Raw genomic sequence first — 11945 nt, 5'->3', positions numbered from 1 at the left:
CGGACTACTTCGCGAGGAAGTCCTTCAGCGCGGCGTTGACCTCGTCGGCGTGGGTCCAGAGCAGACCGTGCGGGGCGCCCTCGACCTCGATGTAGTCGGCATCCGGCACCGCCTGGTGGAAGCGGCGGGCGGTCGCGTCGATCGGGAGGATGTTGTCCTTCGTGCCGTGCAGGATCAGGGTGGGCTTGGCGGCGGCGCGCACGGCCTCGACGTCACCGCGGAAGTCCTCGATCCACGACGAGACGACGGCGTAGGCGGCGACGGGTGCGCTGCCGATCGCGACGTTCCAGCTGCCGGTGACGGCCTGCTCGCTGATGCGCGAGCCGAGGTTCTCGTCGAGGTTGTAGAAGTTCTTGTAGAAGTCGGTGAACCACGCGAAGCGGTCGCCCTTGGCGGCAGCCTCGATGCCGTCGAAGACCTCCTGCGGCACGCCCTCGGGGTTGTCGTCGCGCTGCACGAGGAAGGGCTCGAGCGAGGCGAGGAAGGCGAGCTTGGCGACGCGGTCGTGACCGTACTTCGCCACGTAGCGGGCGAGCTCTCCGGTGCCCATCGAGAACCCGACGAGCACGACGTCGCGCAGGTCGAGAGTCTCGAGCACGGTGTTGAGGTCGGCGGCGAACGTGTCGTAGTCGTAGCCGGCGTTCACCTTCGACGACTGGCCGAAACCGCGGCGGTCGTAGGTGATGACGCGGTAGCCCTGGGCGAGGAGTTCGCGGGTCTGGCGCTCCCAGCTGTGGCCGTCGAGCGGATAGCCGTGGATCAGGACGACGGGCTGACCGGCTCCCTGGTCTTCGTAGTACAGCTCGATCGGGGTGCTGTTCTCGTCTCCGACGGTGATGTAACCCATGATCCTGATCCTTCCGGTTCCGGTGAGAACGATCGTTCTCGCTCGATAGGAACAATCTAGAGAACGTTCGTTCTCATGTCAAGTAAACTCTGGGCATGACCGAAGACGAGGCACGCGAACGCATCCTCTCCGCCGCCGACGAGCTCTACTACCGCAAGGGATACGCGGCCGTGGGCATGGACGAGTTGCGGGCTGCCGCCGGCGTGTCGTTGCGCCGCCTGTACACGCTGTTCCCGGCGAAGAACGACATCGTCACCGCGGTGCTGGCGCGCAAGCACGCCGAGTGGGAGAACGGCCTCACGGCCGCAGTGGCGGATGCCGGTGGCGACGCCCGCACACGACTTCTCGCGGTGTACGGCTATCTCGAGGACTGGTTCTGCACCGACGACTTCCGTGGTTGCGCGTTCATCAACGCGTTCGGCGAGCTGGGCGGGACGAACCCCGAGGTGGCCTCGATCGTCCGCACGCACAAGGCCTCGTTCCAGGAGTACATGACCGGACTCGTCGAGGGTGCCGGCGCGCCTGCGGCTCTCGCCGCTCAGCTGTCGATCCTCGCCGAAGGCGCGCAGAGCACGGCGGCGATCTCGGCCGATCCGCAGGTCGCGGTGCAGGCTCGCGATGCCGCGGAGGTCTTGATCGACGCCGCAGTCCGCTCCTCGCCCGTCCGACTCTAACCAGGCAAGTCACTAACCAGGTTAGCGAGTTGGTGGTAAAGTCCCTGCCATGGAATCCCGGACACAGGACATCATCCGCCAGGCCGTGATCATCGCCGCGGCAACGTTCATGCTGATCGCCGCCGCTGTCGGATCGGGCGCCTTCGGGGGCACCTCCGTCAGCGAGCTGCAGGACGGAGCCCTCTCGGCTCAGGGCTCCTACCTCGCTCCGGCGGGGCCGGCGTTCTCGATCTGGTCGCTCATCTACCTCGGGCTCATCGCGTACACGGTGTGGCAGGCGCTGCCCCCGCAGCGTGTGGACGAACGCCAGCGCGCGGTCGGCGGATGGATTGCGGCGACCATGGTGCTGAACGGGCTGTGGCTGGTGACCGCGCAGTTCCTCACGCTGGTCCTCACCTGGATCGTGATCGCGCTGCTGCTCGCGACCATCGCCCGCGTCATCGTGATCCTCGGGCGCTTCCCCGCGAAGAACCTCGCCGACCGGATTCTCACCGACGGCGCGAACGGCCTCCACTTCGGATGGGTGACGATCGCCACGGTCGCCAACATCACCGCGTGGCTCACTCAGGTCGCCCCGGCGAGCTGGGCGGATCAGGCCGAGGTCTGGGCCGTCGCCGTACTCGTGGCCGTGCTGGTGATCGGCGCGGCATCCGCGTGGTTCACCGGCCGCATCGCTCCCGCGCTGGCGACGGTGTGGGGCCTCTCCTGGCTCGCCGTCGGGCGGCTGACCGGGGAGCCCGAGAGCACGACGACCGCGATCGCCGCGATCATCGTCGCTGTGCTGCTCGTCGTCGCCGGGGTCGTGGCTGTGCTGCGGCGGCGCCGGGCCGTCGCGGCGGGGTAGTTCCGGCCGCTGCCCGTTCACAATTCAGCCAGAATCTGCGCGTAGCCCCCAGAACCGCGCTCCCGGGCCGGTCGGCCGAAATTCTGACTGAATTGTGAACGGGGGACCCGGCTGTCAGAGCACCAGCCGGTAGCCCATCCCGGATTCGGTGAGCAGATGGGCGGGTGCGCTCGGCTCCTGCTCGAGCTTCTTGCGCAGCTGAGACATGTACAACCGCAGGTAGCCGGAGTCGGACACCTGCTCGCTGCCCCAGATCTCCTTTAGCAGATCCTGCCGCGTGACCAACGCCCCGGGATGCCGCGCCAGATGCTCGAGCATGCGCCACTCGGTCGGCGTCAGATGCACGCGAGAACCCGCGCGCGTCACCGTCTTGGTCGCGAGGTCGACGACGACGTCGGCGAACGACACCACCGATTCGCCGCCTACGGGAACCGTTCGCCGCGACAGCGCCCGCAGCCGCGCGAGCAGCTCGTCGACCTGGAACGGCTTCGTGACGAAGTCGTCGGCGCCGGCATCCAGCGCCTCGACCTTGTCGGCGGAGCCGGTGCGTCCGGACACCACGATGATCGGCACGTTCGTCCAACCGCGCAGCGCCTGGATCACCTCGATGCCGTCGAGCCTCGGCATCCCGAGGTCGAGCATGATGAGGTCGGGATGCGTCTGTGCGGCCGCGGCGATCGCAGCCGCGCCGTCCGGGGCGACGACGACCTCGTACCCGTGGGCCGCGAGGGTGATGCGCAGCGCCCGCACCATCTGGGGGTCATCGTCGGCGATGAGGAGCTTCACTCCGTGCCTTCCGTTTCTCGCGATGCGGCCAGCGGCAGGGAGATGACCATGGTGAGGCCTCCGCCCGGTGTGTCCTCGGGTGTCAGGGTACCGCCCATGCCCTCGGTGAATCCGCGGGACAGGGCGAGTCCGAGGCCGAGTCCCGTCGTGTTGTCGGTGTCGCCGAAGCGCTGGAACGGTTGGAAGATGCTGTCCCGCCGTTCGGGGGCCACTCCGGGTCCGCGATCGACGATGCGGATCTCGGCGCGGTCCCCGAGCGCACTGGTCGAGATCAGCACGCGGGTTCCCGCCGGGGCGTGGCGGTGCGCGTTCGCCAGCACGTTGACGAGCACTCGCTGCAGGAGCACGGGGTCTGCCTGCAGCGCGGGGAGCGCCGGGTCGAGAGCGAGGTCGACGTCGGCCGGGCCGAGTCCGAGCTCGTCGATCGCGGCGAGCACGGGGGTCGTGGCCTCCAGTCGGGTCGCCGAGACGGCGAGCACCCCCGCCTGCACACGGCTCACGTCGAGCAGATCGGTGACCAGGCTCGACAGTGCCGCGAGACTCTCGTCTGCGGTCTCGAGCAGCTCGGCGCGATCGGATGCCGAGAGCTCGTGCGCACCGCGCAGTCCCCCGATCGCGGCGACGGCCGATGCCAGCGGACGACGGATGTCATGGCTGACCGCCGAGAGCAGGGCGCTGCGCACCTGGTCGGTCTCTGCGAGGGCTTCGGCCTCGGAGGCCGTCGCCCGGAGATCGGTGTGCTCGATCGCGGCGGACAGCTGCGCCACGATCGCGTCGAGCAGCCGGCGCTCCGGACCGGCGAGCGGGTCGCCGTTGAGTTCCAGCGTCGCGCGGGGCACACCGTTCGGGCTGACGCCGACCGGGATCGCGGTCGCCCGGCCGTCGGGCACCGGCTCCCCGTCGCTCGCGAGCACCTCGCCGTCGGGTGCGAGCAGGCGCACGCCGCTCAGCCCGAATGCCTCCCGGGTGCGGCTCACGAGCGCCAGCACGGCGTTGTCGCCGCGGAGCACGTTACCGGCGACCGCGGCGAGCAGCTCGGCCTCGGCTGCGGCGCGCTGGGCGGTGCGCGCCCGCCGCGCGGCCTGATCGACGATGATGCTCACCAGGATCGCGATCACGACGTACAGCCCGAGCGCGAGCACGTGCAGCGGATGCGCGACGGTGATCGTGAACAGGGGAGCGACGAAGAGGAAGTCGAGCGTGATGCCCGACAGCACCGCCGCGAACACGGCAGGACGGATGCCGCCGATGAGCGCGACCACCACGACGAGCAGCTGATACGCGAGCACCTCAGCCGTGATCGACTCGGGGCTGCGGAAAGTGAACATCACCCAGGAGAGCAGCGGGCCGAACACGAGTGCGACCGCGAAGCCGAGCACCTGCCGTCGCCAGCCCAGTGCGCCGCCGGTCATCCGCGGGAGGGCGAGTCGTCCGCCGGCCGCGGCGTGCGTGACCATGTGCACGTCGATGTCGCCGGAGCGGCGGATGACTTCGGAGCCGATCCCGGGTCCGGTGAGCGCGGCGGCGAGTCGACCGCGCCGACTGACGCCGATGACGAGCTGCGTGGCATCGGCGCCCTGCGCGAACTCGACCAGGGTCCCGGGGATGTCATCGCCGACGACCTGGTGGTAGCTGCCGCCGAGCGACTCGACGAGGGTGCGCTGCGCGTCGAGGGCGCCCGGCGTCTCGTCGCGGAGGCCGTCCTGGGCGGAGACGTGCACCGCCAGCAGCTCTCCGCCGGCTGAGCGTGCCGCGATCCGGGCTCCGCGGCGCAGCAGGGTCTCGCCCTCCGGGCCTCCGGTCAGTGCGACGACCACGCGCTCGCGCGCCTGCCAGGTGCCCTCGATGCCCTGTTCCGCGCGATAGCTGCGCAGCGCGCTGTCGACCTCGTCGGCCAGCCAGAGGAGGGCGAGTTCCCGCAGTGCGGTGAGGTTGCCGAGGCGGAAGTAGTTCGACAGCGCCGCATCGATGCGCTCGGCGGGGTACACGAGACCGGCCGAGAGGCGATCCCGCAGCGACTGGGGTGCGAGGTCGACGACCTCGATCTCGTCGGCGGCTCGCACGACGGCATCCGGGATCGTCTCCTGCTGGGCGATGCCGGTGATCTTCTCGACGACCGTGTTCAGCGACTCGATGTGCTGCACGTTCAGGGTCGTGATGACGTCGATACCGGCCTGGAGCAGCCGCTCGACGTCCTGCCAGCGCTTCGGATGCGGCGACCCGGGCGTGTTCGTGTGTGCGAGTTCGTCGACCAGGGCGATCTCGGGGGAGCGCGCGAGGACGGCGTCCACGTCGAGCTCGGTCAGCGGAACGCCACGATGCTCGTCCACTCGTCGGGGGATTTCCTCGAGGCCGACGGTCTGCGCGTGCGTCGCCGCGCGCTCGTGGGTCTCGACGATCGCGATGACGACGTCGTGCCCCTCGTCCTGCAGGCGGCGTCCTTCGGCGAGCATCTCGAAGGTCTTGCCGACCCCGGGTGCGGCACCCAGCAGCACGCGGAGGCGCCCCCTGGATCCCTGAGCCCGTCGAAGGGAAGGCTCTGTGCTCATGCGCCCTCCCGGTCATCGAGTGCGAGGTTGAGTTCGGCGACGTTGATGTGCTCCTCGCCCAGGAATCCCAGATCCCGCCCTTGAATCCTAGACTCCACGAGCAGGCGCACGTCCTGCTCGTCGAGTCCCCGGGCGGCCGCGACGCGCGGGACCTGGAGCAGGGCGTAGGCGACGCTGATGTGCGGGTCGAGACCGGAGCCGGATGCCGTCACGGCATCCGCCGGCACGTCGTCGGGTGAGACGCCCTCGCGTTCGGCGATCGCGGTCTTGCGCTCCGCGATGGTGGCGATGAGGTCGGCGTTCTCGGGGCCGAGGTTGCTGCCGCTCGACGCGGTGCCGTCGTAGCCGTCGCCGGCAGCGGAGGGGCGGGACTGGAAGTATTCGGGCAGCGCTTCGCCGTCGGCATCCGTCGCCGCCTGGCCGATCAGGGCGCTGCCCCGGTCGCCGGGGAGGGGCGAGCCGTTCGCCTGGTACGGCAGCAGCAGCTGGCCGATGCCGGTGACGAGCAGGGTGTACCCGACGCCCAGCACGAGGGTGAGGATGAGCATCGCGCGGACGGCGACGCCCGTCGTGCGGACGGCGGTGCGGGTGGAGGACATGAGGGGCCTTTCTGGAAAGTGGCGGGGTGGCCCTTCGTCTCGCTTCGCTCGCTCAGGGACCAGGTGTGAGCGCGGTTCCTGAGCGAGGAGCGAAGCGACGAGACGAAGGACGTCAGAAGCCGGGGATCAGGCTCACGACGAGGTCGATGAGCTTGATGCCGATGAACGGGGCGATCACGCCGCCGAGGCCGTAGACGAGCAGGTTGCGCTGCAGGATCTGCGAGGCGCTCGCCGGACGGTATTTCACACCCCGCAGCGCGAGCGGGATGAGGAAGACGATCACGATCGCGTTGAAGATGATCGCGCTGGTGACGGCGGATGCCGGGGAGTGAAGCTGCATGATGTTCAGGGTCGCGAGCCCGGGGAAGACGCCCATGAACATCGCCGGGATGATCGCGAAGTACTTGGCGATGTCGTTGGCGAGCGAGAAGGTCGTGAGGGCTCCGCGGGTGATGAGCAACTGCTTGCCGATGCGCACAATGTCGATGAGCTTGGTCGGATCCGAGTCGAGGTCGACCATGTTCCCGGCTTCCTTCGCGGCAGAGGTGCCGGTGTTCATCGCGACGCCGACGTCGGCCTGCGCGAGCGCGGGCGCGTCGTTGGTGCCGTCGCCGGTCATCGCGACGAGGCGTCCGCCCTCCTGTTCGCGGCGGATGTAGGCGAGCTTCTGCTCGGGTGTCGCCTCGGCGAGGAAATCGTCGACGCCGGCCTCCGCAGCGATCGCCTGGGCGGTGAGCGGGTTGTCGCCCGTGATCATGACGGTGCGGATGCCCATGCTGCGCAGTTCGTCGAACCGCTCGCGGAGTCCGTCCTTGACGATGTCCTTGAGGTGCACGACCCCGAGGATGCGGTCGGCCTGGGTCCCTGAGCTCGTCGAAGGGCCCTTGACGGCGACGACCAGTGGCGTGCCGCCGCTCTGGGCGACCCCGTCGGTCAGCGCGGTGAGTTCCGCATCGTCGCCCGACAGGGACAGCCACGCCCGCACGGCCGAGCCGGCGCCCTTGCGGATCTGCGTGCCGTCGGCGAGGTCGAGCCCGCTCATGCGCGTCTGCGCCGTGAACGGCACGACGATCGCATCCGCCAGCAGTTCGACCCGGATGCCGCGGCTCGCGGCCAGCTCCACGATCGAGGCGCCCTCGGGGGTGGGATCGGCGAGAGACGACAGCGCCGCGATGCGCAGCAGTTCGTCGTCGGGCACGCCGCTCAGGGGCAGCACCTCGTGCGCCCGACGGTTGCCGTAGGTGATGGTGCCCGTCTTGTCCAGCAGCAGCGTCGTCACGTCTCCTGCCGCCTCGACCGCGCGGCCCGACATCGCGAGCACGTTGCGCTGCACGAGGCGGTCCATGCCCGCGATGCCGATGGCCGAGAGCAGGGCGCCGATCGTCGTCGGGATGAGGCAGACGAGCAGAGCGATCAGCACGGGGATGCTGACCGGCGACGCCGCGTACGAGGCGATGGGGTTGAGTGCGAGCACGACGATCACGAACACGATCGACAGGCTCGCGAGCAGGATGTTCAGCGCGATCTCGTTCGGCGTGCGCTGACGGCTCGCGCCCTCGACGAGGGCGATCATCCGGTCGACGAAGGTCTCGCCGGGCTTCGAGGTGATGCGCACGACGATGCGGTCGGACAGCACGCGGGTGCCTCCGGTGACGGCGCTGCGATCGCCGCCGGACTCGCGGATGACCGGGGCGCTCTCGCCCGTGATCGCCGACTCGTCGACGGTCGCGATGCCCGCGATGATGTCGCCGTCGCCGGGGATCAGCTCGCCCGCCTCGACGATCACGATGTCGTCGCGCTGGAGCTCGGCCGACGAGACCTCGGCGGTCGCGGCGCGCTCGGCGGCAGCATCCGACTCCTGGTCGTACCCGACGACCCGCCGTGCCATCGTGCTGGTGCGGGTCTTGCGCAGTGTCGCGGCCTGGGCCTTGCCGCGGCCTTCGGCCACCGACTCGGCGACGTTCGCGAACAGCACGGTCAGCCACAGCCACACCGCGATGCCCCAGGTGAAGGGGGCCGGCACGGGGGTTCCGCCGGAGTCGGCCGGGCCGCCCAGGAACGGCTCGACGACCGCGAGCACGGTGGTGAAGGCGGCGCCGACCCACACCAGCAGCATGACAGGGTTGCGGACGAGCGAGGCCGGGTTGAGCTTGCGCAGCGCCCCGGGCAGCGCCTGGACGAGCTGCGACCAGCCGAACGCGCGGGCGGGCTTGTCGGTGGCGGGTGTGAATGCCGCAGCATCCTGCCCTTCGACGGGCTCAGGGACCGGGGGTGTGGCGGTGCCCTTCGTCTCGTCGCTGCGCTCCTCGCTCAGGAACCGGTGGGATGGATCGATGTTCGTGGTCATGTCAGACGAGTCCTTCGGCGAGGGGTCCCAGTGCGAGCACGGGGAAGTAGGTGAGTGCGGTGACGATGACCGTCACGGCGAGGAGGAGGCCGACGAACTGCGGCCGGTGGGTGGGGAGCGTGCCGGAGTTCGCGGGGACCCGCTCCTGCGCGGCGAATGAGCCGGCCAGTGCCAGTACGAGCACGATCGGCAGGAAGCGGCCGAGCAGCATCGCGACGCCCAGGGCCGTGTTGAACCAGGGGGTGTTCGCGGTGAGCCCGGCGAAGGCCGAGCCGTTGTTGTTCGCGGCCGAGGTGAAGGCATAGAGCACCTCGCCCATGCCGTGCACGCCCGGATTCAGGATGCTGGTCGCCTCGACGTCGGCCCGGATGCCGGGGATCGCGAAGCTCAGCGCAGTCCCGCCCAGCACGAGCGCCGGGACCACGAGGATGTAGAGACTCGCGAGCTTGATCTCCCGCGGGCCGATCCGCTTGCCGAGGTACTCCGGGGTGCGGCCGACGAGCAGTCCGCCGACGAAGACCGCGATGATCGCGAGCACGAGCATCCCGTACAGACCCGAGCCGACGCCGCCGGGGGCGACCTCGCCGAGCATCATGTTGAGCATCGGCATCATGCCGCCGAGGGCCGTGTACGAGTCGTGCATCGAGTTGACCGCGCCGGTGGAGGTGAGGGTGCTGGCGCTGCCGAACAGCGTGGAGCTGAGGATGCCGAAGCGCACCTCCTTGCCCTCCATCGCGGCCCCGGCGAGTTCGGGCACGGTGCCGCGACCGGCGAGTTCGAGCGCCGAGAGGGCGAACGTCGAGACGAGGAAGATCGTGCCCATGACCGCGGCGATCGCATAGCCCTGGCGGTGGTCGCCGATCATGCGTCCGAAGGTTCGGGGGAGGGCGAACGGGATCACCAGGATGAGGAGGATCTGGAACAGGTTCGTGAACCCGGTCGGGTTCTCGAACGGGTGCGCCGAGTTGGCATTGAAGAAGCCGCCGCCGTTGGTGCCGAGGAGCTTGATCGCCTCCTGGGAGGCGACCGGTCCGCCCGGGATCGTCTGGGTTCCCCCCGAGACGGTCGTGATGTCGGTGAAGCCCGCGAAGTTCTGGACGACGCCTCCTGCGAGCAGGACGACCGCGCCGATCAGCGCGAGCGGCAGGAGCAGGCGCCCGAGCCCGCGGGTCAGGTCGACCCAGAAGTTGCCGATCGTCGTCGAGCCGCGGCGCGCAAGCCCGCGGATGAGCGCGATCGCGATCGTGAGGCCGACGGCCGCCGAGACGAAGTTCTGCACGGTGAGGCCGGCGAGCTGCACGACGTAGCCCATGGTCTGTTCCGGCGAGTAGGACTGCCAGTTGGTGTTGGCCACGAAGGATGCCGCGGTGTTGAACGCGAGTCCCTCGGGAACGGCGGGCAGCCCGAGCGACTGCGGAAGAAATGCCTGGAGGCGCTGCAGCGAGTAGACGAGCACGACGCCCACGACCGAGAAGGCGAGCACGCTGCGGGCATAGGCGCGCCAGGTCTGCTCCGAGCGCGAGTCGACGCCGATCAGTCGGTAGAGGCCGCGTTCGACGCGGAGGTCGCGCGGTGTGGAGTAGATGCGGGCGATGTAGTCGCCGAGGGGGCGGTAGAGCAGCACCAGCACGACCACGACGGCCGCAAGCTGCAGGACGCCGAACCAGATCTCCGCGCCCATCAGAACTTCTCCGGGGCGACGAGGGCGACCACGAGGTAGACGATCGCGGCCACGGCGAGGACGGCGGCGGCGATCTCGAAGACGATCACAGTCGTTCCACCCCCTTGGCCACGAGAGAGACGAGGGCGAACAGCGCGAGAGTCAGCGCGATGTAGATGATGTCGAGCACGGAGTCGATACAACTCCGCTGCGGCGCAGCATCCGTCGATCCTCACGGTTCCCCTACGGGTTCTCGCCCGACCCATGCGCGACCCTCACGGCGGGGGCCCAAACCTGCTCCGGTCGCGATTTCGCAGCCATCCCCTCACCGGATGCATGCACGAGTGCGACGGGAACCACGCCGGTGGATCTATGCTCACGGAGTGGGTGCGACCAGACGGCGGATCGGCGCGGGGACGATAGCCGTCCTCGCGCTCATCGCCGTCGCCGCGGTGTGCGTGATCACCGGCCTCCTGCCCGCAGCGGATGCCGGGGCGCTCGGCGCCCGCATCATCCCGGTGCTGGGGTTCGTGGTGGCGATCACGATCGTCGCCGAGCTCGCTCGGGATGCCGGTGTCTTCGATGTGCTCGCGCAGCGGCTGGCCCGCTGGGGGTGCGGTCGGGTCGTGGCGCTCTGGGTGTCGGTCGTCGCGCTCGCCGTGGTGAGCACCGTGTTCCTGTCGCTCGACACGACGGCGGTGATCGTGACCCCGGTCGTCGTGGTGCTCGCGCAGAGCATCGGCGTCTCGCCGCTCCCGTTCGCGCTCGCGACGGTGTGGCTCGCGAACACGGCATCCCTCGCGCTGCCGGTCTCGAACCTCACGAACCTGCTCGCCGCCCCCGCGATCGGTGCCGACCCCGCCGCGTTCCTGGCGCTGAGCTGGGCCCCGACGCTGGTCGGCGTGCTCATCCCGGTCGCGATCCTCACGGTCGTGCACCGGCGGACGCTGTTCGGCGCGTACCGGGTGCCGCAGCCCGGAACCCCCTCCGATCCGGTGCTCTTCTGGGGCGCCGTCGCGGTGCTGATCGTGCTGCTGCCGCTGCTCACCCTGACCCACGATGTCTGGATCCCGGCTTCGGCGGCAGCTCTCCTCTTGCTCGTGCTGTTCGCGGTGCGCCGCCGGCATGTGCTGCGGCTCGGTCTGGTGCCCTGGTCGGCCGTCGGTCTCGCCGCCGCACTGTTCGTGCTGGTCGAGACGGCGCACGCCAACGGCATCCTCGATTTCCTCACCGCGCTGGTGCCGGGAGATCACGGACCGGTGGCCCTGCTGCAGCTCGCAGGGATCGGGGCGCTCGCCGCCAACGGCGTGAACAACCTCCCCGCTTACCTGATCCTGGAGCCGGCCGCGAGCGATCCTGTGACGCTGATGGCGCTCCTGATCGGCGTGAACCTGGGGCCGCTCGTCACCCCGTGGGCCTCGCTCGCCACGCTGCTCTGGCATCACCGGATCGTGGCGCTCGGGGTCACCATCAGCTGGCCGCGCTTCATGCTCTGGGGCCTCGCCGTCGCCGTGCCGACGGTGGCCGTGGCCGCGCTGTCGCTGGCTCTCGTCGCCGGCTGACGCGCGCGCAACCTTCGCTCCCGGGGCACTTGCTGCGGGTTGAACGGCCCTGAACCCGCAGCAACTGCCACGGGAGC

10 protein-coding genes are annotated in these 11945 nt (G+C 69.8%); 3 read left to right on the top strand and 7 right to left on the bottom strand.

What is annotated here, in order from left to right:
* Positions 1 to 4 precede the first annotated feature (4 nt).
* Positions 5 to 847 (bottom strand): alpha/beta fold hydrolase, encoded by an 843-nt coding sequence (locus QFZ21_RS10545; protein ID WP_307377611.1) that lies wholly within the window; start codon positions 845 to 847, stop codon positions 5 to 7.
* Positions 848 to 942: 95 nt separating this feature from the next.
* Here QFZ21_RS10545 and QFZ21_RS10540 point away from each other — a divergent pair, with 95 nt between their 5' ends.
* Together QFZ21_RS10540 and QFZ21_RS10535 are read left to right on the top strand one after the other, a co-directional pair.
* Complete coding sequence (locus tag QFZ21_RS10540; RefSeq protein ID WP_307377608.1) at positions 943 to 1521, top strand: TetR/AcrR family transcriptional regulator; 579 nt, start codon at positions 943 to 945, stop codon at positions 1519 to 1521.
* Positions 1522 to 1570: 49 nt separating this feature from the next.
* On the top strand, positions 1571 to 2365 hold the full coding sequence (locus QFZ21_RS10535; RefSeq protein WP_307377605.1) for a tryptophan-rich sensory protein: 795 nt from the start codon (positions 1571 to 1573) through the stop codon (positions 2363 to 2365).
* A 114-nt stretch (positions 2366 to 2479) separates the two neighbouring features.
* On the opposite strand, the gene QFZ21_RS10530 is transcribed toward QFZ21_RS10535, so the two are convergent.
* The 6 genes from QFZ21_RS10530 to QFZ21_RS10505 all read right to left on the bottom strand — a co-directional run bounded on the left by QFZ21_RS10530 (position 2480) and on the right by QFZ21_RS10505 (position 10416).
* The gene (locus QFZ21_RS10530) at positions 2480 to 3151 is read right to left on the bottom strand and encodes a response regulator (protein WP_307377602.1); all 672 of its coding nucleotides are present in this window, start codon (positions 3149 to 3151) and stop codon (positions 2480 to 2482) included.
* Entirely contained in the window at positions 3148 to 5700 is a 2553-nt protein-coding gene (locus tag QFZ21_RS10525) for an ATP-binding protein (RefSeq protein ID WP_307377599.1), read from the bottom strand. Before QFZ21_RS10525 ends, QFZ21_RS10530 begins: the two co-directional genes overlap by 4 nt.
* Positions 5697 to 6299 carry a K(+)-transporting ATPase subunit C gene (gene kdpC, locus QFZ21_RS10520; RefSeq protein ID WP_307377596.1) on the bottom strand — a complete coding sequence of 201 codons (603 nt, stop codon included), beginning with the start codon at positions 6297 to 6299 and terminating at the stop codon, positions 5697 to 5699. The genes QFZ21_RS10525 and kdpC overlap by 4 nt, the downstream gene beginning before the upstream one ends.
* 112 nt (positions 6300 to 6411) lie before the next feature.
* The gene (kdpB, locus tag QFZ21_RS10515) at positions 6412 to 8646 is read right to left on the bottom strand and encodes a potassium-transporting ATPase subunit KdpB (RefSeq protein WP_307377594.1); all 2235 of its coding nucleotides are present in this window, start codon (positions 8644 to 8646) and stop codon (positions 6412 to 6414) included.
* A 1-nt stretch (position 8647) separates the two neighbouring features.
* The gene (gene kdpA, locus QFZ21_RS10510) at positions 8648 to 10327 is read right to left on the bottom strand and encodes a potassium-transporting ATPase subunit KdpA (protein ID WP_307377592.1); all 1680 of its coding nucleotides are present in this window, start codon (positions 10325 to 10327) and stop codon (positions 8648 to 8650) included.
* On the bottom strand, positions 10327 to 10416 hold the full coding sequence (locus QFZ21_RS10505; RefSeq protein WP_307377589.1) for a potassium-transporting ATPase subunit F: 90 nt from the start codon (positions 10414 to 10416) through the stop codon (positions 10327 to 10329). Before QFZ21_RS10505 ends, kdpA begins: the two co-directional genes overlap by 1 nt.
* 273 nt (positions 10417 to 10689) lie before the next feature.
* Between QFZ21_RS10505 and QFZ21_RS10500 the strand changes: the two genes are divergently transcribed.
* The gene (locus QFZ21_RS10500) at positions 10690 to 11868 is read left to right on the top strand and encodes an SLC13 family permease (protein WP_307377586.1); all 1179 of its coding nucleotides are present in this window, start codon (positions 10690 to 10692) and stop codon (positions 11866 to 11868) included.
* The last annotated feature ends 77 nt before the right edge of the window (positions 11869 to 11945 follow it).

The sequence above is a fragment of the Microbacterium sp. W4I20 genome (genome assembly GCF_030816505.1).
GTDB lineage: Bacteria > Actinomycetota > Actinomycetes > Actinomycetales > Microbacteriaceae > Microbacterium.
This window is presented reverse-complemented; position numbering and strand designations above follow the sequence as displayed.